Origin of the sequence: Pseudomonas rustica, assembly GCF_018336155.1 — a bacterium.
In the GTDB taxonomy this organism is placed as follows: Bacteria; Pseudomonadota; Gammaproteobacteria; order Pseudomonadales; family Pseudomonadaceae; genus Aquipseudomonas; species Aquipseudomonas rustica.
The window spans coordinates 234,338-257,400 of record NZ_JAGYHF010000003.1 but is presented as its reverse complement, the minus strand read 5'-3'; the positions used below and the strand labels follow the sequence as shown (position 1 = coordinate 257,400).

General features: G+C 59.0%; 25 protein-coding genes. 7 read left to right on the top strand and 18 right to left on the bottom strand.

Features of this window, described 5'->3' with window-relative positions:
* Nucleotides 1–23: 23 nt before the first annotated feature.
* Nucleotides 24–1,229 (bottom strand): acetyl-CoA C-acetyltransferase, encoded by a 1,206-nt coding sequence (locus KFS80_RS06840; protein WP_212544317.1) that lies wholly within the window; start codon nt 1,227–1,229, stop codon nt 24–26.
* 584 nt (nt 1,230–1,813) lie between these two features.
* Here KFS80_RS06840 and KFS80_RS06835 point away from each other — a divergent pair.
* Nucleotides 1,814–2,635, top strand: coding sequence for a c-type cytochrome (locus KFS80_RS06835; protein WP_212544438.1), 822 nt, complete (start codon nt 1,814–1,816; stop codon nt 2,633–2,635).
* Between the two features lie 112 nt (nt 2,636–2,747).
* Here the strand turns inward: KFS80_RS06835 and KFS80_RS06830 are convergent, their stop codons facing one another.
* From KFS80_RS06830 to KFS80_RS06785, 10 genes are all read right to left on the bottom strand, one after another.
* Entirely contained in the window at nt 2,748–3,551 is an 804-nt protein-coding gene (locus KFS80_RS06830) for a transglutaminase family protein (protein WP_053116842.1), read from the bottom strand.
* Nucleotides 3,548–4,498: an alpha-E domain-containing protein gene (locus tag KFS80_RS06825; protein ID WP_053116841.1), complete on the bottom strand. Its 951-nt coding sequence runs from the start codon at nt 4,496–4,498 to the stop codon at nt 3,548–3,550. The genes KFS80_RS06830 and KFS80_RS06825 overlap by 4 nt, the downstream gene beginning before the upstream one ends.
* Nucleotides 4,499–4,510: 12 nt before the next feature.
* A complete protein-coding gene (locus tag KFS80_RS06820; RefSeq protein ID WP_007914061.1) occupies nt 4,511–5,920 on the bottom strand; it encodes a circularly permuted type 2 ATP-grasp protein in 1,410 nt (469 codons plus the stop codon).
* A 499-nt stretch (nt 5,921–6,419) separates the two neighbouring features.
* Nucleotides 6,420–6,767 (bottom strand): ribonuclease E inhibitor RraB, encoded by a 348-nt coding sequence (locus KFS80_RS06815; RefSeq protein ID WP_008080948.1) that lies wholly within the window; start codon nt 6,765–6,767, stop codon nt 6,420–6,422.
* A gap of 210 nt (nt 6,768–6,977) precedes the next feature.
* The gene (locus KFS80_RS06810) at nt 6,978–7,211 is read right to left on the bottom strand and encodes a hypothetical protein (RefSeq protein ID WP_053118693.1); all 234 of its coding nucleotides are present in this window, start codon (nt 7,209–7,211) and stop codon (nt 6,978–6,980) included.
* Between the two features lie 238 nt (nt 7,212–7,449).
* Nucleotides 7,450–8,325: a polyamine aminopropyltransferase gene (speE, locus tag KFS80_RS06805; protein WP_212544316.1), complete on the bottom strand. Its 876-nt coding sequence runs from the start codon at nt 8,323–8,325 to the stop codon at nt 7,450–7,452.
* A 220-nt stretch (nt 8,326–8,545) separates the two neighbouring features.
* Nucleotides 8,546–8,737, bottom strand: coding sequence for a PLDc N-terminal domain-containing protein (locus tag KFS80_RS06800; protein ID WP_007914053.1), 192 nt, complete (start codon nt 8,735–8,737; stop codon nt 8,546–8,548).
* A gap of 71 nt (nt 8,738–8,808) precedes the next feature.
* Nucleotides 8,809–9,339: a hypothetical protein gene (locus tag KFS80_RS06795; RefSeq protein WP_212544315.1), complete on the bottom strand. Its 531-nt coding sequence runs from the start codon at nt 9,337–9,339 to the stop codon at nt 8,809–8,811.
* A 133-nt stretch (nt 9,340–9,472) separates the two neighbouring features.
* Nucleotides 9,473–9,991, bottom strand: coding sequence for an ankyrin repeat domain-containing protein (locus tag KFS80_RS06790; protein WP_053118689.1), 519 nt, complete (start codon nt 9,989–9,991; stop codon nt 9,473–9,475).
* Between the two features lie 96 nt (nt 9,992–10,087).
* Nucleotides 10,088–11,926, bottom strand: coding sequence for a long-chain-acyl-CoA synthetase (locus KFS80_RS06785; protein ID WP_212544314.1), 1,839 nt, complete (start codon nt 11,924–11,926; stop codon nt 10,088–10,090).
* A 390-nt stretch (nt 11,927–12,316) separates the two neighbouring features.
* Here KFS80_RS06785 and KFS80_RS06780 point away from each other — a divergent pair, with 390 nt between their 5' ends.
* Nucleotides 12,317–12,595, top strand: a complete 279-nt coding sequence (locus KFS80_RS06780; protein WP_053118700.1) for a DUF3509 domain-containing protein — start codon at nt 12,317–12,319, stop codon at nt 12,593–12,595.
* 190 nt (nt 12,596–12,785) lie between these two features.
* Here the strand turns inward: KFS80_RS06780 and mtnC are convergent, their stop codons facing one another.
* The 5 genes from mtnC to aroC form a co-directional block, all read right to left on the bottom strand.
* Nucleotides 12,786–13,469, bottom strand: a complete 684-nt coding sequence (gene mtnC / locus KFS80_RS06775) for an acireductone synthase (RefSeq protein ID WP_212544313.1) — start codon at nt 13,467–13,469, stop codon at nt 12,786–12,788.
* A 4-nt stretch (nt 13,470–13,473) separates the two neighbouring features.
* Complete coding sequence (locus KFS80_RS06770; protein WP_212544312.1) at nt 13,474–14,019, bottom strand: 1,2-dihydroxy-3-keto-5-methylthiopentene dioxygenase; 546 nt, start codon at nt 14,017–14,019, stop codon at nt 13,474–13,476.
* A gap of 94 nt (nt 14,020–14,113) precedes the next feature.
* On the bottom strand, nt 14,114–14,740 hold the full coding sequence (locus KFS80_RS06765) for a methylthioribulose 1-phosphate dehydratase (RefSeq protein ID WP_212544311.1): 627 nt from the start codon (nt 14,738–14,740) through the stop codon (nt 14,114–14,116).
* Nucleotides 14,737–15,882: an MFS transporter gene (locus KFS80_RS06760; RefSeq protein ID WP_212544310.1), complete on the bottom strand. Its 1,146-nt coding sequence runs from the start codon at nt 15,880–15,882 to the stop codon at nt 14,737–14,739. The genes KFS80_RS06765 and KFS80_RS06760 overlap by 4 nt, the downstream gene beginning before the upstream one ends.
* Nucleotides 15,883–15,916: 34 nt before the next feature.
* Entirely contained in the window at nt 15,917–17,008 is a 1,092-nt protein-coding gene (gene aroC / locus KFS80_RS06755) for a chorismate synthase (protein ID WP_008080929.1), read from the bottom strand.
* 130 nt (nt 17,009–17,138) lie between these two features.
* Between aroC and KFS80_RS06750 the strand changes: the two genes are divergently transcribed.
* Complete coding sequence (locus KFS80_RS06750; RefSeq protein ID WP_212544437.1) at nt 17,139–18,092, top strand: alpha/beta hydrolase; 954 nt, start codon at nt 17,139–17,141, stop codon at nt 18,090–18,092.
* A 98-nt stretch (nt 18,093–18,190) separates the two neighbouring features.
* A complete protein-coding gene (locus tag KFS80_RS06745; RefSeq protein WP_212544309.1) occupies nt 18,191–18,982 on the top strand; it encodes a hypothetical protein in 792 nt (263 codons plus the stop codon).
* Nucleotides 18,983–19,154: 172 nt separating this feature from the next.
* Here the strand turns inward: KFS80_RS06745 and prmB are convergent, their stop codons facing one another.
* Entirely contained in the window at nt 19,155–20,063 is a 909-nt protein-coding gene (gene prmB / locus KFS80_RS06740; RefSeq protein WP_053118677.1) for a 50S ribosomal protein L3 N(5)-glutamine methyltransferase, read from the bottom strand.
* Between the two features lie 238 nt (nt 20,064–20,301).
* Here prmB and KFS80_RS06735 point away from each other — a divergent pair, with 238 nt between their 5' ends.
* The 3 genes from KFS80_RS06735 to KFS80_RS06725 all read left to right on the top strand — a co-directional run bounded on the left by KFS80_RS06735 (nt 20,302) and on the right by KFS80_RS06725 (nt 21,975).
* The gene (locus KFS80_RS06735) at nt 20,302–20,892 is read left to right on the top strand and encodes a cysteine hydrolase family protein (RefSeq protein WP_053118675.1); all 591 of its coding nucleotides are present in this window, start codon (nt 20,302–20,304) and stop codon (nt 20,890–20,892) included.
* Nucleotides 20,893–21,023: 131 nt separating this feature from the next.
* Nucleotides 21,024–21,344, top strand: coding sequence for a hypothetical protein (locus KFS80_RS06730; RefSeq protein WP_007914024.1), 321 nt, complete (start codon nt 21,024–21,026; stop codon nt 21,342–21,344).
* Between the two features lie 73 nt (nt 21,345–21,417).
* Nucleotides 21,418–21,975 carry a Smr/MutS family protein gene (locus KFS80_RS06725; RefSeq protein WP_159815712.1) on the top strand — a complete coding sequence of 186 codons (558 nt, stop codon included), beginning with the start codon at nt 21,418–21,420 and terminating at the stop codon, nt 21,973–21,975.
* Nucleotides 21,976–21,997: 22 nt separating this feature from the next.
* On the opposite strand, the gene KFS80_RS06720 is transcribed toward KFS80_RS06725, so the two are convergent.
* Nucleotides 21,998–23,047: a fimbrial protein gene (locus tag KFS80_RS06720; RefSeq protein WP_212544308.1), complete on the bottom strand. Its 1,050-nt coding sequence runs from the start codon at nt 23,045–23,047 to the stop codon at nt 21,998–22,000.
* Between the last annotated feature and the right edge of the window lie 16 nt (nt 23,048–23,063).

Below are 23,063 nucleotides of genomic sequence, written 5' to 3'. Positions count from 1 at the left end.
CAAGGTTCCTTGAATTCGTGGGCTCAGAGACGTTCGATGATGGTGGCAATGCCCATGCCGCCGCCGACGCACAGCGTCGCCAGGCCATAGCGCAGGTGCCGCGCTTCCAGTTCATCGAGCAAGGTGCCGAGGATCGCGCAACCGGTGGCGCCCAGCGGATGGCCCATGGCGATGGAGCCGCCGTTGACGTTGACCTTGTCCGGGTCGACGGCCATGTCCTTGATGAACTTCAGCACCACCGAAGCAAAGGCTTCGTTGACCTCGAACAGGTCGATGTCCTCCACGCGCAGCCCTGCCTTGGCCAATGCCTTGCGCGTAGCCGGCGCCGGGCCGGTGAGCATGATGGTCGGGTCGGTGCTGGTGACTGCCGTGGCGACAATTCGCGCCCGCGGTTGCAGGCCCAACGCGCGGCCCTTGGCTTCGGAGCCGATCAGCATCAACGCCGCACCGTCGACGATCCCGGAACTGTTGCCGGGTGTGTGCACATGATTGATCCGTTCAACGTGGCTGTAGACCCGCAGCGCCGTCGCGTCGAAACCCATTTGCCCGATCATTTCAAAACTCGGCTTGAGCTTGCCGAGCCCTTCCAGCGTCGATTCAGCACGAATGAATTCATCGTGATCGAGCAGGATGATGCCGTTCTGATCCTGCACCGGCACTAGCGACTTGTTGAACGAGCCATCGGCCCGGGCCCGCGCGGCTTTTTGTTGCGAGTGCAGCGCGTAGGCATCGACGTCGTGACGGCTGAAACCTTCGAGCGTGGCGATCAAATCGGCACCGACGCCTTGTGGGGTGAAGTGACTGTGCAAGTTGGTTTGCGGATCCAGCGCCCACGCACCACCATCGCTGCCCATCGGCACCCGCGACATCGACTCGACACCGCCGACCACCACCAGATCTTCGAAACCGGAGCGCACTTTCATCGCGCCGAGGTTCACCGCCTCAAGTCCGGACGCGCAGAAGCGGTTGATCTGCACGCCCGCCACGCTGACGTCCCAATCGGCGACTTGCACCGCGGTTTTGGCGATGTCCGAGCCTTGATCGCCAATCGGCGTGACACAACCAAGCACCACGTCATCGACCTGACTGGTGTCCAGCGCAGTGCGTTGTTGCAGCGCGGTCAGCAGCCCCGCTACCAGATTCACCGGTTTGACGCTGTGCAAGGCACCGTCGGCCTTGCCTTTGCCGCGTGGCGTGCGTAGCGCATCGAAAATCAAAGCTTGGGTCATGACGTCCTCGAACCTGTGCGGTGAGTGATTTCTTGTGCTTGCACTCTTGTCCCGGACGGCCACGGATTCAATGACCACAGTGCTCAATGCGGTTGACGGACACGCTCAGACGGACGGTCATTGGCCGTCGGGTGAACCGGTTCAGGTCACGGAGTTGTCTAGCAAGCGGGCGGCGCAGAAGCTGGCAATACGCCTCATGCCTTTTTAATCGCCGTTGGCAGCAACTCCATATGAAATGGATCTAAGCCAAGCGTGACGCGGGCCCTAAGGTAGTACATGTACGTCAGAGTCGTCGGGTTTTGCCGAGGCCGGCGTCCTTCAACAGGAAGTGCAGCGCTTGCCGTCATGGATATGCAGGCAGGCATCAGGAAATAACAATAAAGGCGGTCAAGCCATGTTCAAACAACCGAAAGTTCGTCAAGCAGGGCTCATTCTTTTCGCCACGACGCTGTTGTTGATTTTGCCGAATCTGACCAAGGTCATCGGCTGAATCGAGCGGCGGGTTTATCTATCGCCACTGAAAATGTGACTGGCCCGCTACCCGGGCCAGCGTGGCTGTGCCAACCTTTGCGCACTTCCACGACATGGACGGCGATCATTTGAAAACGCTCTTCGTACTCGGGGCCATGCTGCTGAGCATGCCTCTGTCTGCCGCACAGTTGGATTTGCAACTGGGCGAGCACAGCCGCACCTGGCAGACCGAGGAATTGCTCAAGCATCCTCAGGTGCAAAACATCACCATCAAAAACGATGTGTCCTATAAGAAGGACATGGTCTATCGCGCTGTGCCGGTGGCGGCGTTGTTGAGCGGGATTAAACCCGAGGATCATCTGCAAGCAGTCGCACTGGACGGCTTTGCTGCGGAATTGGCGGCGGCGCCATTGCTCAATGGCGAAGGCGCCCGAGCCTGGCTGGCGATTGAAGATCCGGCGCATCCGTGGCCACCGCTGTCGGAAGGCAAGCACAGCGCCGGGCCGTTTTACCTGGTGTGGACGGATCCGCAGGCGGGCAATATCAGCCCCGAGCAGTGGCCGTTTGAAGTGGCGAGCATCACACGCATGGCGCCGGTGGCCGAGCGCTTCCCTGCTCTGCTACCGGATCCGGCGTTGAAGAAAGATGATCCGGTGAATCTGGGTTTTGCGTTGTTTCAGAAGAATTGCTTGGCGTGTCACCGATTGAACGGTGCGGGGGATGCGCAGTTTGGGCCGGATCTGAATATTCCGTACAGTCCGACGGAGTATTTTGGGGCGGATTTCTTGAAGCGCTACATTCGTGATCCGCAGAGTTTGCGCCAGTGGCCGCAGGCGAAGATGCCGGGGTTTTCGGCGGAGGTGTTGCCGGAGGGGGATCTGGAATTGCTGGTGGGGTATCTGAAACACATGGCGGGGCGCAAAATTAAACCCTGAGCCCTTGAATTTTGGTTGTTTTGGCTGGCCTCTTCGCGAGCAAGCCCGCTCCCACATTTGGAATGCGTTTCCCCTGTGGGAGCGGGCTTGCTCGCGAAGCGGTATCCCGGATCTATTGTTGTTGCACGGAGATGACCGGGGTCGGTGAGACGAACACTTTTGCGTGCATCTGCTCGCAGCCGCCGCCCCGGCGCATGCCGCGTACCGGGCAGGCATCGAGGTAATCGAGGCCCACCGCCAGTTTCAAATGCCGTTCCGGCCGTGCCAGTTCGTTGGTCACGTCAAAGCTGTACCACGCGTCATCCAGCCACGCTTCCGCCCAGGCATGGCTGGCCAGATGTTCGCAATCCTCGCTGTACAAATACCCCGACACATAACGCGACGGCACGCCCAGGCTGCGCGCGCAGGCCAGAAACGCGTGGGTGTGATCCTGACAAACCCCGGCGCGTCCGGCAAAGGCTTCGGCGGCGCTGGTGTCGACTTCGGTGGAGCCCGGCGTGTAGGTCATGTGCTGATTCAAACCGTGCATCAAATCGATCAGCGCGGTGCGATCGCGCCGTTGCTTGCAGGATCTTTCCGCGAACGCTCGAAGCGCCTCATCGGCCTCGGTCAAGCGGGTAAAGCGCAGAAACGGCAGCGCCGACTGGCTCTCATGTTCCGCCTCGCGCAATTCATCAATATCAACCTGCCCACGCGCGCCAATGATGATTGCTTCGTGCGGCTCGTCCATGGTCAGCACGTGCAGGATGTTGCCGAACGGATCAAGTTGCGCGCGCACCGGGCGCGGCAGGTCGAGTTGCCAGCTCAGCACATGTTGACGCTCGCTGTCATGGGGGGTCAGCCGGAGGTACTGGATGCTCGCCCGCACCTTATCTTCGTAGTGATAGGTGGTCTCGTGGCTTATGGAAAGTCTCATGCAGCCTCCAGGTAGGAACTGTGAATGGCGTTGCCCAACTGGCGCACCAGCGGGATGAATTCGGTCAGCCAGGCGTGCAGGCCTTCCTCGAGGATTTCGTTGATGCCGGTGTAGCGCAGGCGCGCGTCCATCTCGGCGGCCAAGCGTTGCGCGGGACGACCGTTGGCACCGGGCAGTTGCGCAAGAATCTGGTCGATCTCTTCGGTGCAGGCGCGCAGCGAACGCGGCACGTCGGCGCGCAACAGCAGCAATTCGGCAACATGCCGGGCGCCGGGCGCGTCGCGATAGATTTCGGTGTAGGCCTCGAACGACGACAGCGCACGCAGCAATGCACTCCACTGGTAATAGGCGTGGGCCGTGCCGTCGCTGACCGCTTCGGCCTGATCGCCGGCCATTTCGTAGCGGGCATCAAGCAAGCGCAGCGTGTTGTCCGCGCGTTCGATAAAGGTGCCGAGACGAATAAAACGAAATGCATCGTTGCGCATGATCGTGCCGTAGGACGCGCCACGAAACAGGTGCGAACGCTCCTTGATCCACTCGCAGAAGCGACTCATGCCGTAGCGGCTGAGGCCCTGTTCAGCGATCCCGCGAATCTCCAGCCACGTCGAGTTGATGTTCTCCCACATATCCGCCGTGATGCGTCCGCGTACCGCATGGGCACTGGCCCGCGCCGCACCGAGGCAGCTGTAAATGCTCGCCGGGTTGGCCGCATCAAGGGCGAAAAAGTGCAGCAGCCGTTCGGCATGCAATGCGCCGTGACGCTCCAGATAATCCTCAAGGGTGCCGGTGATCAACAGCGGCATCGCCAGCTCATGCAAACCGTCGCCGCGTCCGTCCTGCGGCATCAGTGATAGCGAATAACTGATATCGAGCATCCGCGCGAGGTTTTCCGCCCGCTCCAGGTAACGCGACATCCAATACAGATCCGAGGCAGTTCTACTTAACATGGCAAGCTTCCTTCAATCCTCGACCACCCAGGTGTCCTTGGTTCCGCCGCCCTGTGATGAATTCACCACCAGCGAGCCTTCACGCAGCGCCACGCGGGTCAAACCGCCGGGCACCACGCGGGTTTCACGACCGGACAAGACAAATGGACGCAAATCGATATGGCGCGGCGCAATGCCGTTTTCGACAAAGGTCGGACAGGTCGACAGCGACAACGTCGGTTGCGCGATGTACGCGTGGGGTTTGGCCTTGATGCGTTCGCGGAAAGCATCAATTTCCGCCTTCGTCGACGCCGGCCCCACCAGCATTCCGTAACCGCCAGAGCCTTGGGTTTCCTTGACCACCAGATCTGGAAGATTGGCCAGCACGTGGGAAAGTTCAGACGGGTTGCGGCATTGCCAGGTCGGCACGTTTTTCAGGATCGGCTCTTCGTCGAGGTAGAAACGGATCATGTCGGTGACAAACGGGTACACCGATTTGTCATCCGCCACGCCGGTGCCGATGGCGTTGGCCAGCACGACGTTGCCAGAGCGATAGGACGACAGCAGCCCCGGCACGCCGAGCATTGAGTCCGGGTTGAACGCCAATGGATCGAGGAAGGCGTCGTCGAGGCGGCGGTAAATCACGTCCACTGCTTTCGGGCCGTCGGTGGTGCGCATGAAGACTTTGTCGTCACGCACGAACAGATCCGCGCCTTCGACCAGTTCCACGCCCATTTCCCGGGCGAGAAACGCGTGCTCAAAGAACGCACTGTTGAAGCGCCCCGGCGTCAGCACCACCACGCTCGGGTCGTCAATCGGGCTCGAGCTTTTCAGCGTGTCGAGCAACAGGTTCGGGTAGTGGTCAATCGGGGCGATGCGTTGCGCGGCGAACAACTCCGGGAACAATCGCATCATCATTTTGCGGTCTTCGAGCATGTAACTGACGCCGCTCGGCGTACGCAGGTTGTCTTCGAGCACGTAATACGTGCCGTCGCCATCGCGCACCAGATCGACGCCGGAAATGTGCGAATAGATATCGCGGTGCAGATCCAGGCCTTGCATCGCCAACTGGTATTGCTCGTTGGCCAGCACCTGTTCGGCAGGAATGATCCCGGCCTTGATGATGCGCTGCTCGTGATAGAGGTCGGCGAGGAACATATTCAACGCCTTGACCCGCTGGATGCAGCCGCGCTCGACGATCCGCCACTCGCTGGCGGGGATGCTGCGCGGAATGGTGTCGAAAGGAATCAGGCGCTCGGTGCCCTGCTCGTCTCCATAGAGCGTGAAAGTAATCCCGGCGCGATGGAACAGCAGATCGGCCTCACGTCGCCGTTGGGCCAGCAGCTCGTCAGGCGTGTCGGCCAGCCATCGGGCGAACTCCCGATAATGCGGGCGAACCTGGCCGCCGGCATCGTACATTTCATCAAAATAGGTGCGGATCATGCCGTACTCCTTGTCACCCGGACATACAGGCCTTCGCAAGGCCCGTGCCATCGGCATAAACGCTTTGATTTCAATCGGTTGGATATTCACGCCGCAGGCGCCGCACCATTCCTGTGCGGCAAATGCCCCAACCTGATTGCCCCCGCTTCATTGCGACGCACTGCATCGCCTATTAGCAGCATAGTCAGAGTTGATTTCACTGCCCGGGATCGGCTGCGGATAATCCGCGCATTCGCTGCAGAACTTCCCCGCGCACAGCGCCGCGAAGTCGACAGCTCAACTGATTGGGACTGCCCCGCAGCCCGCCCAGCCTTAACCCTGACCGGTTTCCTCTCCTTATCGGTCTTCCCTTTTAGCCACCCTCTCCGGTGGCTTTTTTTTGCCTTTTAGAAATGTTTTGAAAGCAAAAGCAAAAGATCGCAGCCTCCGACAGCCCCTACATGAATCTGTGTAGGAGCTGCCGAAGGCTGCGATCTTTTGATCTTCTATCTATAAATATTCAATTCAACCGGTGGCGGCTACGCACCTCCTGTTTCACGCCCCACCCTTCGATTATTCCGCCCAAAGGCTCGACCACCGCCGAAAAGCCCTGTTCAAAGTCGCCGATATCGTCATACGTCGCATACATCACTTTGCTTAATTCCAGCGCCCACGCACCGTCATCACGCACGCTGACCTGAGCATTGATGGATTCACCGCGAAATTTGCCTGCTGCCCTGCGCGCCCGCTCCTCGTCCGGGAAAATCGCGTAGAACTCGATGGGATGGAATCGGGAAAAATCGAAACCGCCTTCTTTCATGCGGCGCAGAACATTGCTGCTGATGTCTTCTTGATAGGCTGTGCTCATGAATCGTCCCCCTCGCATAGATGGATAGACTTTCCGTATTCCCGCCCCGGGCCTTTGGCCAAAGTACTGCGACAACGTCGTTGAACGCGGGAAACAAGCATGTAGCTGACAAGACCAGACCTTAGCGATCCGTTCGCTGATCTCGCTTGCAGAGTAGCCCCAAGATAGAGCTGCTGCCAAGGCCTGGTGGTGAAGGTGACAAGAAGAATGTCAGATAGGGGTGATGCTGCGGATTTCGATGCTGTTCTGGGTTTTCAGACTTTTCACGCCAGCATCGGCGGTGCGCCCTTCCAGATCATTGAGATCCAGCTCGGCGGCCACGGGCAGGAGCCGTGCCTTGATCAGTTGTGCGGCCTCATCGTCACTGGGGCATTCCGCACGTTCGAACACCTCATCGACAATTTCACCATGATCGTCCACGAAAGTGACTTTCCACTTTTGCATCGGTGCCTCCTCGATCAAACCCGCAAATGGGCTTACAACTATCTCGACTGTTTACGCAGAAAGTTGGTTCAAAAGGATTACAGCGGACGAAGATGAAAAAAACGACATCTACCGTGCGGGGCAAACAAATGTGGGAGCGGGCTTGCTCGCGAATGCGATTTGTCATCCAACAAATTTGTTGGCTGACAGTCCGCTTTCGCGAGCAAGCCCGCTCCCACAGGGGTTTTGCAGTGTTCTTTTAGTCGTTGCTTGGCTTGTTGATCGCCTGCAGCACGTACTGCGGCAAGGCGAATGCGCCGATGTGGATTTCCGGGTTGTAGTAGCGGGTGACGATGCCGCTGCCGATGAAGCGCTGTTGCAGGGTTTCACGGCTCAGTTTGCGGTAGGCCGGGTTGGTCGAGCCCCAGGCGAAGGTCATCGAACCGCCGATGTAGGTCGGCACGGCCGCCTGATAGAAGTGCCAGTCCGGGAACAGACTTTTCAGGCGACCGGCGGTGGTTTTCACTTCGTCGATCTGCATGAACGGCGTGCCGTTCTGGGTCACGAGGATGCCGCCTTCGTTCAGGCAGCGGTGGCAGGCCTGATAGAAGTTCTCCGAGAACAGCACTTCGCCCGGGCCGATCGGGTCGGTGGAATCGGAGATGATCACGTCGAATTTTTCCGTGGTGGTGGCGACGAAACGCATGCCGTCGTCGATCACCAGGTTCAGACGTGGATCGTCGTAGGCGCCGCTGGAGTGGTTCGGCAGGAATTCTTTGCACATGTCGACCACAGTGCCGTCGATCTCGACCATGGTGATGTGTTCAACGCCGGCGTGCTTGGTCACTTCGCGCAACATGCCGCCGTCACCGCCGCCGATGATCAGCACGCGCTTGGCGCTGCCGTGGGCGAGGATCGGCACGTGGGTGAGCATTTCGTGGTAGATGAATTCGTCGGCTTCGGTGGTCTGGATCACGCCGTCCAGCGCCATCACGCGGCCCATGCGCGGGTTCTGGAAGATCACCAGATGCTGGTGTTCGGTGCGCACTTCGTGCAGCAGTTTTTCCATGCGAAAACGCTGGCCGTAGCCTTCGTAGAGGGTTTCCAGGTACTCGCTGGTTTTGGTGATGGTCATGGTCAAGTGCTCCGATGAATGCGCGGGCGCCAATCGTGGGGACGATTGCCCGGGAAAGGCGCGCATTCTACGTTGCCGAAGATGACAGGTCGAACCTCAGAACCACAATCCCTGTAGGAGCTGCCGCAGGCTGCGATCTTTTGATGTTGATTTTTAAAAGCAAGATCAAAAGATCGCAGCCTTCGGCAGCTCCTACAGGGGTATTGCGGTGTTAGCTGATTCAGATCCGGACGTTACCGCGTGGCCCGGCGATTGCCCAGATGATCAGACCCAGTACCGGCAGGAGGATGATCAGCAGCACCCAGACGATTTTCATCCCGGTGGTCGCGCCGCTTTTCAGCACATTGATGATGGCCCAGATGTCGAGGGCGAGGATGATCAGGCCGATCAGACCGTTGAACGTGGAACCCATGGTGTCGCTCCAGAATAGTGGCATGCACTTTTAGGATAGACGGTCGCGCGCAGGGTTCCCTTTTATTGCACTCAGACGTGAACGGCGATCTTCAAGGCTTCCAGCGCGGGTGCAGCGTTGATGCCGACTTCGGCGCACAACTCCAGCACGCGCGGCACGTCGTTGCCGAAGACCAGCACCATTTGCAGCTCGTCGTCGAGCAACTGGCTGAAGTTCATCAGCGTGTAACCGCCGTTTTCCTTGTTCATGCTGCTCATCTGCACCTGAATGCGGTTGAGCGCGGTCAGGGCTTCGGTTTTCGCCAGTTGCTTGGGCTTGAGATTGAAATCCACGCCCGGGCCGAACGAGGCGACGATCTGCGCGAACAGGTCAACGTAGGTGTCTGCCTGGAACAACACGGTTTCCGGCAGGCTGCCGACGACGACCCACTCGCCCAACGGGATCGGGAAGGTGTCGTCGTAGTTGATGTCTGGGTTGGCTGTCAGAAAAGTATCGGCATCGGCGTAGGCTTGCGCCGCTTCATCGGCGACGTTCAGGATCTCGTCCTCGGCCATGCAGCCGGAGCTGATTTTGCTGATGAGTTCGACGAGTGCGGCTTTCATGAGGGCGGATCCTGTGGAAGGTGAAATTTGAGGGCGCGGAGGATAGCGCACAACGCAAAAGATCGCAGCCTACGGCAGCTCCTACAGAGGAATCAGTGTAGGAGCTGCCGCAGGCTGCGATCTTTTGACTTTATCAACCCAACAATTTTTCCAGCTGCGCCGTGGTATCGACTGCGCCCATGGTGCGCGCCGCGTCCAGCGCCGTCGCGCCGTTGGCGTCCTTGGCCTGCGCGTTGGCACCTTTGCCGAGCAAGTAATCGACGATCTCTACACGGTTAAACATCGCCGCCATCATCAACGCCGTGCGGCCGTCAAACGACGAACCTTCGATCTCGGCACCCGCCTCGACCAACGCCTTGACCACGGCCAGATCACCTTTGAATGCCGCCCCGGCAATCGGGCTCTGGCCGTTGCCATTGCGCATTTCCGGATCGGCTTTGTGTTTAAGCAGCACATTCACCGCGTCGATATGGCCGTAGTAACTGGCGAGCATCAGCAGCGTGTCGCCCTTGCTGTTCTTCAAGTTGACCGGCAAACCGGCGCTGACCAGGCGATCAAGCATCTCGGCATCACCGTCGCGCGCCTTGTTGAAAACCTGCTCGGTGAATTCGGCGGCTTCTTCAGGGGTCATCTGGCGGCTTTGTTCGGACATGGGCAACTCCACTTTCGGTCAATCGGAAAGCCGACAGTTTCCCGAGCGCGAGGAAAACTGTCACCCCCTTTTTCTCAAGTCGGCCTATAGCCAGATTCAATAACGATGCTTGCCCTGATAAATGCCCGCCAATATTTCATCGGTCACGCGAACGTAAGTCTGCGTACCGGGCAGCCATGCGTAAATCGGGTCATCGCCCGTCTGGCCGGGGTCGAAGCCTTCATTCTTCAGGCGGGTTTTCTGGTATTTGAAAGTACCCGTGGTTTCCATCTTCACCTTTACCCGCAGGAACAGCGGCACCGCGTAGGCCGGCATGCGCTCCCGAGCAAAAGTCAGTAACTCGGCGAAATCCAGGGTCGCGAGGGATTCCGCTGGCGTAATCGCCGCCATGCCGGCGCGGCCGTTGGTATTGCGGATTTCCACGCCATAGGCCACCGCTTCAGAGATGTGCGGATGTTGCAGCAGCAGGTTTTCAACCTCGGTGGTCGAGACGTTTTCGCCCTTCCAGCGATAGGTGTCACCGAGTCGATCAACAAATTGCGCATGACCGAAACCGATGTTGCGCAGCAGATCGCCGGTATTGAAGAATCGGTCACCTTTGGCGAACACATCCTGCAGTACAACTTTCGCGGTTTTCTGTGGATCGGTGTAACCGTCCAGCGGCGCTTTCTCGTCGATCCGCGCCAGCAACAGGCCCTGCTCGCCTTTGTCGACCTTGCGCATAAAACCGTCGTCGCTGCGCAGAGGCTCACCGCTGTCGTGATCGTAGGCGACCAACTCCCAGGCCATCAGCGAGAAACCGATGGTGTTGTCGAAGTTGAGAATATTGGTGAAGCCGATGTTGCCGTCGCTGGCCGCGTACAGCTCGCAGATGTGATCCACCGCAAAGCGCGTTTTGAACTCAGCCCAGGCGCCGGGGCGCAAACCGTTGCCGATCATCTTGCGCACGTCGTGGCGGTTGTCGTCGGCGCTGGCCGGTTGATCGACCAGATAACGGCACAATTCGCCGACGTAACCAATGGTGGTGGCGCGATAACGGCGCACGTCGTTCCAGAACTGACTGGCGCTGAATTTACGCCGGATCGCGAAGCCTGAAGCGCCGTTGACCGCCGAGCCCCAGCACACGCAGAGGCCGGTGGCGTGGTACAGCGGCAAGGTGCAATAGACGACGTCGTCGGGGCCCATGTTGAGGGCGATCATGCCGAAGCTCGCGGAGCTGCGCATCCAGCGCCCGTGCTTGAACACCCCGGCCTTCGGCAGCCCGGTGGTGCCGGAGGTGTAGATGTAGAAACACGGGTCGTCGAAGAAGATTTGCTGGCTGCTCGGCGGATTTTCGCTGGAGGCGTCGGCACTGGCGCTGATCAGATTGACGAAGCCGTCGGGCGCAATGCCCGGATGGCTGTAAGTGTCCTGATCGGCGACAAACCAGGTGCGTGGCGCGGTGATTGCCACTTGCTCGCGCACCGTTGAATAAGCCGCAACCAGCTCTTCGCCAACGACAATCGCTACCGGCGCTACCAGATTAATGCTGTGGATCAGCGTGTCGCGGGTCTGCGACGTGTTCAGCAGCGCACTGACGGCGCCGACCTTGGCCAACGCCAAAATCGTCACCAGCAACTCCGGACGGTTCTCGATAAACACCGCGACCACGTCGCCCTTGCCGATGCCCTGCCCGTTCAGATAGTGAGCGATACGGTTGGCCCACTGGTTGACTTGTGAGTACGTCAGCGCCACGTCGCCGTGCAATAGCGCCGGGCCGTCGGGGTTGCGCAGGGTTGCTTGTTCGAACGTCCAGCCAAGGCCACAGCTTTGGGTCGGATCCGTGACGTTGGCCACCTTCATGCCTTTGACCACCCGCGGGATGGCTTTGGCAATCATCGGCAGTTTGCGGAGCATCATGCTCCAGGTAATCGTGTCGCTTGGCGCGTGACGCATGGAAGCTCCCCGTTCGACCTTGGCGTGCAGGTCGATGTTTTTATTTTTCGGGCTGTGCCTTGAAGCAACCGGCGCATTCGAGCGCGGGTCGAGATCGAAAATACGTCAGCGCTTCTCAGGCTGTACACGCGGTTTTTGCAATGTTTTGTATCCGCTGACGTGGCGGGCGCGGAGCTGATCTCCGGGTCAGCGTTTGGTTCCGTAGAAATGATCATGATCCCGCAAAATGCAGGATGCACGATGGCCACTCATGCAGATTGCACGACGCCTTCAAAAATAATAATTTTCAAGCTATTGATTTATAACGATATTTTTTTAATCAAATGCTGGCACAAACTCTGCAACCTCCTCTGCATGCTTGCCATTCAAGTGCATACGGAGCTGAAAGACATGAGCCTGATCCAAGAGAAATTTACCTCCCTGTTCTCCAACTTCGACGTCACCACTGCGCCACGTCCTGATGGCGGGATCCTGCTGACCCTGCGCAGCAGCGACGGCAAAGTGTTTAAACGCGCACTGACTTATCAACAACTGCATGCCGGCGACCAACTGTCGTGGGCGATCAGCGCGATCCGTCGTGACCTGGCAGAACAAGCCAGTGAGCTGCCACAAATCGGCATGCTGCAAAGCCAACAGCGTTTTGCCCTGCCGACGTATCACTCGCTGTAATTGGTAGAACGCTTTAAACGAAACAGGCCGTGGAGCTCTCGCTTCACGGCCTGTTTTTTTGTGCGCGATCTCTACTGCGATCGCGAACTCTTTGTAGTAGCTGCGGAACGCTGCGATCTTTTGATCCTGATTCTAAAAACAAGATCAAAAGATCGCAGCGTTCCGCAGCTCCTACAGGGGTTTTGTGTGGTTAGAAGGCTTCGGGTTCTATTCCGGTGAAGGTGTCGACGGTGATGTGGTTGCCCAGCTCGCCGCCTTCGCGGGCCAGGCCGCAGGTTTGCAGGCCGGCGGCTTGTGCGGCGTCGAGTTCTTCGACGATGTCCGAGAGGAATAAAATTTCCTCGGGCGCGACGCCGATGGCTTGCTGAATGTTGGTGTAAGACTGCGCCTCACGCTTGGGCCCCGACGTGGTGTCGAAATACCCGCTGAATAGCGGCGTCAAATCCCCCGCCTCGGAACAACCGAAAATCAGCTTCTGCGCCTGAATCGACCCCGACGAATACACAAACAGTTGATAACCCGCCGCGTGCCAGCGTTGCAGCGCTTCAACCGCGTCCGGGTAAACATGCCCTTTCAACTGCCCGGCGTGATAACCCTGCGCCCAGACCATGCCTTGCAAAGCCTTGAGCGGCGTGGCTTTGCGGTCTTCCTCGATCCAGCTCAGCAGAATTTCAACAACTCGCTCAACATCGGCCTGCGGTGCATTGCTGTCACGGCGCACGGCGTCGAGTTGCTCGGCGACATCGGCACGCTCGGCGTTCTGCCGCACGAAGTCCGGCAAATGCTTGGCCGCGTACGGAAACAACACGTCGAAAACGAAACTCACCGCACTGGTGGTGCCTTCGATGTCAGTGACAATGGCTTTGATCGACATCGACTCAATCCTCCAGACGCGGGAAACGACCGGCAATGTCTTCGCCGGTGAAGTTGGCAACCCAACCTTCAGGATTGTTGAACAAGCGGATCGCGACAAAGTGCGGATGCTCGCCCATATCAAACCAGTGTTTGGTGCCGGCCGGTACCGAGATCAGATCGTTCTTCTCGCAGAGTACGGCGTAGACGTAATCGTCGACGTGCAGGGTAAACAGCCCACGGCCGGCGACGAAAAAGCGTACTTCGTCTTCGCCATGGCGATGTTCTTCGAGGAACTTGGCGCGCAATTCGGCTTTTTGCGGGTGATCGCTGTTCAGGCTGATCACGTCGACGGTGATGTAACCGCGTTCGGTCATCAGCATGTCGATCTGCTCTTTATAAGCGCTGATCACTTCTTCCTGGGTAGCGCCGGGCTGGATCTTGGCGGCGGCTTGCCAGCGGTCGAAGCGCACGCCCTGCTCGGCCAGGGTCGAGGCGATGTCTTCAAAGTGGGTCAGCACTTTGTTGGGAATGTCGGGGCTGGAGACGTGATAGACGGACAGGCTGCTCATTGGGGCAATTCCTCGGTATCGGCCTTGCCGTCCGGTTCTTGCAGACCGGTCGGGCACAGCATTTCATCAGGCAAATGGGCTACTTCTGGTGAAGTCAGCCTTGGCGGTTCATGACGCTGCGGGTTTTCAACTCGCATTCAAACAGAAATTCAAAGGCCTCGATCTGGCGCAACGCGTCGTTCATCTGCGCGCCCCAGGTATAGAGGCCGTGGCCGCGAATCAGATAGCCGACGCAATCAGGGTGGGCGTCGAGCCAAGGCTGCACCTTGGCGGCGAGGCGCGCAATGTCCTGGTCGTTGTCGAAAATCGGCACGCGCACCCGCGATTCATGGGTCGAAACACCGCTGAAGGCTTTTTGCAGTTCGTAGTCTTCGAACTCGATAAAGTCTTCCGGGGTCAGGCGCGACAGCACCGTGGCGTTGACCGAATGGGTGTGCAACACCGCGCCGATCTCCGGCCGCCAGCTATACAGCTGAGTGTGCAGCAGGGTTTCGGCGGACGGTTTTTTGCCCGGCTCCAGGCTATTGCCGGAAAGGTCGGTGGCGAGCACATCGTCCAGACCCAACTGGCCCTTGTGCTTGCCCGACACCGTCAGCAGCGCTTCACTCGGCGACAGACGCGTCGAGTAATTGCTGCTGGTGGCCGGCGACCAGCCGCGACCATAAAGAAAACGCCCGGCGTCGACGATTTGCTGGGCGAACTGTTCACGCGTAAGGCTCATGGCCTGTCCTCTTGCATACGTGTGGCAATGATAACGGCAGCGGCGAGCGCCGCGAGACTGGCAATACTAAAGGTCAATGTCGCGCCGAGGGCATTCCAGCTGTAACCGGAATACAACGCGCCCATCGCGCCGCCGGTGCCGGCCAGCGCCGCATACAGCGCTTGGCCCTGCCCTTGCTGGCGCGCGCCGAAGCTACGTTGCACGAAGGCGATGGCAGCGGCGTGAAAACTGCCGAAGGTCGCCGCGTGCAGAACCTGCGCGAACAACAGCACCCAGAGAAACTCGGCGAACGAACCTAGCAGCAACCAGCGCAGCGCCGCCAGCAGAAAACTCACCATCAACACCCGACGCAGAGAAAACCGCGCGAGAATCCGGCTCATCGCCATGAACATCAGCACTTCGGCGACGACACCCACGGCCCAGAGCATGCCGATGGTGCCGCGCGTGTAGCCAAGCCGTTCAAGGTGCAAGGTCAGAAAGGTGTAATACGGGCCGTGGCTCATCTGCATCAGCGCCACGCAGCCATAAAACGCCAGCACGCCGGGATTGCGCAGTTGCTTGAGGAAACCCTCGCCGGTCGGACGATTGCCTTGCGGCGGTTGTGCGTTTGGCACCCACAAGCTACTGAGGACGATGCCGGCCATGATTAGCACCAGCGCCGCCGGGTAGATGTCGAGGCTGAGCCATTCGAACAGACGACCGAGCACGACCACGGTGATGATGAAACCGATCGACCCCCACAGGCGAATCTGGCTGTAACGCGAGGTCTGCCCCTGCAAATGCGCGAGGGTGATGACTTCGAACTGCGGCAGCACCGCGTGCCAGAAGAATGCGTGCAGCGCCATGACCATTGCCAGCCAGGCGTAGGTTTTGCTGACGAAAATCAACGAGAAGGTCAGCAGCGTACACACGGCGCCGAAGCGCACGATCGCCAGACGTTTGCCGGTGTAGTCGCCGAGCCAGCCCCAGATGTTCGGCGCCACGCAGCGCATCAGCATCGGGATGGCCACCAGTTCACCGATTCGCGCCGGACTGAAACCGAGGTGATCGAAGTACAGCGCCAGAAACGGCGCAGTCGAACCAAGCAAGGCGAAATAGAACAGATAGAAACTGGCCAGCCGCCAGTAAGGGAGCGCCGCCACGCCAGTTATGCCGCGACGGCTTTAGAGCCTGCCATCAAAGCTGACCCAGCACCGGCGTGCTCACGCGCACATCGGCGTTCTGGCCACGGTGACGCAGCAGATGATCCATCAACACGATGGCCATCATCGCTTCGGCAATCGGCGTGGCGCGGATGCCAACGCACGGGTCGTGACGGCCCTTGGTGATGACATCGACCGGGTTGCCGTGGATGTCGATCGAACGGCCCGGGGTGGTGATGCTGGAAGTCGGCTTCAAGGCCAGATGGGCAACGATCGGCTGACCGGAAGAAATACCACCGAGAATGCCGCCGGCATTGTTGCTGAGGAAACCTTGCGGGGTCATTTCATCGCGGTGTTCGGTGCCGCGTTGGGCGACCGAGGCGAAACCGGCGCCAATTTCCACGCCTTTGACCGCGTTGATGCTCATCAGCGCGTGCGCCAGTTCTGCGTCGAGACGGTCGAAAATCGGCTCGCCGAGACCCGGCATCACACCTTCGGCGACGACGGTGATCTTCGCCCCGACCGAGTCCTGATCGCGACGCAATTGATCCATGTAGGCTTCCAGTTCCGGGACTTTGTCCGGATCGGGGCTGAAGAAGGCGTTCTCTTCCACCGAATCCCAGGTCTTGAACGGGATTTCGATCGGGCCGAGCTGGCTCATGTAGCCACGGATGACGATGCCTTGGCTGGCCAGGTATTTCTTCGCGATTGCACCGGCCGCCACGCGCATCGCGGTTTCGCGCGCCGAGCTGCGGCCACCGCCACGGTAGTCGCGCTCGCCGTATTTATGGTGATAGGTGTAGTCGGCGTGGGCCGGGCGGAACAGATCCTTGATCGCCGAGTAGTCCTTGGACTTCTGGTCGGTGTTGCGGATCAGCAGGCCGATCGAGCAGCCGGTGGTGCGCCCTTCGAACACGCCGGAAAGGATTTCGACTTCGTCGGCTTCCTGACGCTGGGTAGTGTGGCGGCTGGTGCCGGGCTTGCGGCGATCGAGGTCGCGCTGCAGGTCTTCGAGGGAGATCTCCAGGCCCGGCGGGCAGCCGTCGACAATGGCGACCAACGCCGGACCATGGCTTTCGCCAGCGGTGGTGACAGTGAACAACTTGCCGTAGGTATTGCCGGACATGCAGGACGCTCCGTGAAATCAAACCCAAATTCGTGATGCGCGCCAGTATACGCAGGCTAACCGAGTAGTTCATCCTCGAACCTTAGCGGTGTTGGCGAGTCCAACCGGCACCTTGACCAATGATGGCGTGATGATGCTGCGAGTTTTGCTCTTGAGTCTTACCTTGTTTACGGGCTTTGCCCAAGCGACGGTCTTACAACGCCCGGTCACTCTGGATACCGGCAGCGGCGAACTTTTCGGCTCGCTGTTGCTGCCAAAGTCCGACAAGCCTGTGCCGGTTGTCCTGATCATTTCCGGCTCCGGCCCTACAGACCGCGACGGAAACAACCCCGACGGCGGGCGCAACGACAGCCTTAAACGGCTGGCGTGGGTGCTGGCCAAACACAACATCGCCAGCGTGCGTTACGACAAACGTGGAGTGGCCGCGAGCCTGCCGGCGACGCCCGACGAGCGCAATTTGTCGATCGAATCTTATGCCGCCGATGCCGTGGCGTGGGGGCAGAAGCTCAAGGCTGATCCGCGCTTCGGCCCGCTGATTCTGCTCGGTCACAGTGAAGGCGCGTTGATCGCCAGTCTCGCCGCGCCGAAAGTCGATGCGGCGGCGGTGATCTCTCTGTCGGGGAGTGCCCGACCGGTCGATCAAGTGATTCGTGAACAACTGGCACGGAGCCTGCCGCCGGCGTTGATGCTGCGCAGTAACGAACTGCTCGACAGCCTCAAGGCCGGTCGCACCGATGACAACGTGCCGCAGCCGTTGCAGGTGATCTTCCGCCCGAGCGTGCAGCCTTATCTGATCTCGCTGTTCCGTCAGGATCCGGCGCAAGACTTCGCGCAATTGAAAATGCCGGCGCTGATCATTCAGGGCACGAACGATATTCAGGTCAGCGTTGACGACGCCAAGCGGCTCAAGGCTGCCAAACCGGATGCCGAACTGGTGGTGATCGAGGGCATGAACCACGTGTTGCGCATTGTGCATAACGACATGAAGCGGCAATTGGCCTCCTACAAGGATCCAAACTTGCCACTCGCGGCCGAGTTAGGCGCGACAATCCTCAGTTTTATTGACGGACTTCGCACCCGTTAAACGCTTTTGCCCTCCAGTACCGCAAAAAACGGCCGATAAGCCTTTGTCGCCAGCGCAACGGCTGGCGACAAGCAGGGCTTGGACAGGATCTCGCCGTTATGACTGATACCCAGACTTCACCCGACACCGCCGCTGAAAAAGACGCACCGCCAGCGGCCGAGCTGCCGTGGGCGGACGTCCACGTCGAGCACCACAAGATGCTCCGCCTGGCCCCGCTGCAGACCGACCGCAACACCGGAGGGCGGCCACTGCGCTTTGTCGAATTCGGTTACGCCGAGCGCAACAGCAAAGAAATCAGCCTGATGCGCATGGCGATCAAACTGCCGGGCCAGCGGGTGCGCAAAGAGCAGAACCAACTGGATGTGTGGGTTGATCACGCGACCAAGCGTGTGCATTTCGGCCCGGACAGCGGTTTGCAGATCGAACCGTTGAACCGTGGCATCGGCCGTTACATGGCCGCGCAAGGCATCAATTGGGCGAAGAAGCGCTGGCCGACCTACACCGTCGACGGCATGGATTTGAACAACAAGGACGCGTTGAACGAAGACACGCGCCTGCGTCGCGATCATTTCCTGCGCGTGCACGGCTTTGATGTGGTCTACGCCGATGCCCAGCATTTGAAGGGCAGCGTCAAGGAAGTGCAGGTCGGCGATTTGCTCGGCGACTGGAACAGCGAAAAGCTGCAAATCGTCGAGATTCTTGAAGCGGCGCAGATGCTCCAGCAGGCTGAGCAGAATCTGGCTGAGCAGGAAGTGAAGCTGAAGAAGCAGGAAGAGAAAGTCGGCAAGTTCAAGCGTGAAGACGCCGGGTTGCGCTTTACGATTACTTGTCTGGTGGCGTTTGCGGTGTTCCAGGCGGGGTTGTTGATCTGGATTGCAACGCACCGGTAGATCAAAAGATCGCAGCCTGCGGCAGCTCCTACATTGGGATCGGTGTACACCCTTTTGGATCGTTCCCACGCTCCGCGTGGGAATGCAGCCCGGGACGCTCCGCGCTCCAAAAGCGGACGCGGAGCGTCCATTGAGACGTTCCCACGCAGAGCGTGGGAACGATCGGTCTCGATTAGACGCGGGAAGCGAACAGGGCCTGGTGGTTGCGGCACTGTTCTGCGGTCAGCATGAACACGCCATGCCCGCCGCGCTGGAAGTCCAGCCAGGCGAAATCGACTTCCGGGTACAACGCGTCCACGTGCACCTGGCTGTTGCCCACTTCCACGATCAGCAAACCCTTCTCGGTCAGGTGATCCGCCGCCTCAGCCAGCATCCGCCGAACCAGATTCAAACCATCATCGCCGCAGGCCAGACCCAGTTCAGGCTCATGCTGATATTCATCCGGCATGTCGGCGAAATCTTCCGCATCGACATAAGGCGGGTTCGACACGATCAGGTCGAAACGCTGACCCGGCAAACCATCAAAACCATCGCCCTGCACCGTGTACACGCGCTCATCGACGCCGTGGCGCTCGATGTTCTGATTGGCCACTTCCAGCGCTTCGAACGACAGATCGGCCAGCACCACTTCGGCGTTCTGGAACTCGTAGGCGCAGGCAATGCCGATGCAACCGGAGCCGGTGCACAGGTCGAGAATGCGCGCAGGCTCGGTGCCGATCCACGGCGCGAAGCGGTTTTCGATCAGTTCGCCAATCGGCGAACGCGGAATCAACACACGCTCGTCGACAATGAATGACATGCCGCAGAACCACGCTTCGCCCAACAGGTACGCGGTCGGAATGCGTTCCTCGATGCGGCGCTTGAGCAGGCGTTGCAGGTTGACCAGTTCGTCGTCTTCCAGCGCGCAATCGAGATAGCTGTCGGCGATTTCCCATGGCAGGTGCAAGGCACCGAGTACCAATTGGCGGGCTTCGTCCCACGCATTGTCGGTGCCATGGCCGAAAAACAGATCCTCCCCATGGAAGCGGCTGACGGCCCAACGGATGTGGTCGCGCAGGGTACGAAGTCGGGAAGTGATCACGGGGCAGAACTCCAGAAAAAACGACTGGCGATTCTACCAGCCAAAACGCGTAACGACGACGCAGGAAAAACTTCGAGCGACGGTAGGAGTTTTCTTTTTTTTGCATCAGCCGTTGAACAGAACGTGTAACGTGACGGGGCTGCAGGCCACAATCGACGGTGCCTACGATGGTAGCGATTCACAGAATCGCTCAGCCAGAGGACAATGCCGCAAAAGCCCCACCCCAAGGAGCCCCAGAATGTCCGTTCCAAAAACGATGTTTCAACTCAGCGGCCGCGGTTACGCAGCGGCCACTCTGAGCCATGCCACCGTGGTCATCATCGATGCCCAGAAGGAATACCTCAGTGGCCCGCTGGCCCTGAGCGGCATGGACGCGGCCGTCGCGAACATCAAACAAGTGGTTGCCGCAGCCCGTGCAGCCGGTCGGCCGATCGTGCACGTGCGTCACCTCGGCACCGTTGGTGGTCTGTTCGACCCGCAAGGCGAGCGCGGTGAGTTCATCCCGGGCCTCGAACCGCAGGGCGACGAAACCATCATCGGCAAACTGCTGCCGAGCGCGTTCCACGGCACCGAGTTGCTCGATCGCCTGCAAAACCTTGGTTCGCTGGATCTGATCGTTTGCGGTTTCATGAGCCACTCCAGCGTCAGCACCACGGTGCGCGCCGCGAAGAATCTGGGTTTCCGCTGCACTTTGGTTGAAGACGCCTGCGCCACCCGTGATCTGCCGTTCAAGGGCCGTGTGCTCAGCGCTGAACTGGTACAAGAAGCCGAAATGGCGATCATGGCCGACAACTTCGCCACCCTCGCCTTGACTCAGGATCTGATCTGATTCGAGCTCAGATGAGCGGCGCGCATGGCCGCTCATCCGCAAAACCCTCTCATTTGCCGCAATTGCCTTAGCCTCAGGAACAACATCGTCAACTCCCGGTCGAAGGGCCGATACCATTGAGGAAGGTCGGAATGAAGTTATCCGATGGATTTGACGCTCGCCGCTTGCGGCCCAAAGGCCAAAGTAACTGGCGTTTTCGATTCGGCGCTGCGATCGCTGCCATTCTGGCGACGTTCGGGGTGCTGCTGGCGATGGCCGGTGCCGCCAGCCTGCTGGGGCGCCCGCCGGCGCTCGGTGATTTGAATGCCACGCCGATGGGTTCGGCAATCATTCTGGCGGTCGGTTTGCTGTTTCTGTATTTCGGTGTCGCCCTGTGGCGCCGCTGCCGCCGTCGCGCACGGCAATCGCGGGAACTGAACATGTCCCCGCACCTGATGAAAAAACACGATTGAACAATGGCCTGGCTTTTTGCCGGGCCGTTTTGTTTCGACTTGGGTAAACTGGCCGCCCTTCGCGGAGGCTGACATGCAAGACGACGATTTTTCCCTGTTCAAAAACGAGCTGCGCGGCGTCAAGCCGATCAAGCACGACCGCGCCGACACCGGCAAGCCCAAAACTGATCGCGCGCAAATCGCCAAGCTGCGCCAGTCCGCCACCGTGCGCACCGACGCCACCACCGTCGATGGTCTGTCCGATCAGTTCGTGATCGATGTCGGCCCGGAAGACGAGCTGATGTGGTCGCGCGACGGCGTGCAGGAAAGTCAGATGCGCAAGCTCAAAGTCGGTCAGATTCCGTTTGAAGGCAGCCTCGATCTGCATGGCATGAGCGTCGAAAAGGCTCGCGAAACCCTTTGGGCGTTTCTTGCCGAAGCGACCAAATTTGAAATCCGCTGCGTGCGTGTCACCCATGGCAAAGCCGTGCGGCTTGACGGCAAACGCCCGATGATCAAAAGCCACGTCAACACCTGGCTGCGTCAGCATGCACAGGTGCTGGGGTTCTGCTCGTGTCAGGCCAAACATGGCGGCGCCGGTGCGGTGTACGTGATGCTCAAACGCACGATGATGGAAGGTCGCGACGAGTAACGCGAACCGCGCATCACGCCGTTTATTGATAGGCAATGTTGACCAGCACCGAAGCCTCGACCGTTCCCGAGGTGATCGGCGCAGCGCTTTGTACATACTCGACGGCCAAAGGCAGGTTAATGACCTGGCTCGCGCCGGGCTCGGAATCGAGGGTCAAATGCGTTCCGCCGACCGAGAACAATTCATTCGGCGTCATTTCGATGGGTACGCCATCGGATAGTAACTGCACGCCAATGCCCTTCGCTGTTGAACCGGTGTTCAGCGTAACGACAGACCCGGTGGTACCCGGTGTGGAACCATCCGTGAGTGCCACAACCGCATGGGCATTTGGATCGCATTGGAAGCCCAGGTTGAAGGCCGTACGTCGCGCAACACTGCCTACACCATTGAAACTGGTGCGCGAAACGGCAGGCAATATGACGGATGTATTAGAAACCACTGGAACGCAGGTGCTGGTCACTCGCGTTATATTGGCACCGTAGGAAATATAACTACTGGTCTCATTGTTGTTTGCCCACTCCGCATGCTGACAACCCACGGAGAAGTTTGGGGTCACTGTAGTGCCTTCAGCTACTACAGGCTTTATTTTGATCAAACGGTAACGAAGCGTTACTGCTTGTAAGCCGTCGACAGGTGTATCCGGACTGATGATAAATACTGCAGTGGCGCCTTGATAGAGTATGGGCACTGGTGTGCCATCGCTTCCTAAAAATTGGAAGCCGATTCCATCGTTCAAACCGGCATAGGTATAGGTATTGGCGAACTGAGTAGCGGTTAGCGAAAAGCCTCTGCCCGCCAACGACCAGCCACCACCACCTTCACAGCCAGTGTCGGCATCTGATTTACTGCTGCATTGAATATGCAACGAAGTAGAGTTATCAGACCCGGGAATGACTGATCCGATGGGCAGAGCGCTCCAGCTTTTTGCCTGAAACCCCAGTCTTGTTGGAAGCTCCGCCGTAGAACAGTTGTCATGTGGCTGATCCCATGCATTGGCAGAAACCGAAAATAGCGACATCAAACAAGAAAAAATCCATGCGATTAAATGTTGATTATTTTTTCTATCCAGCATGATTAAGGGCTCTCTG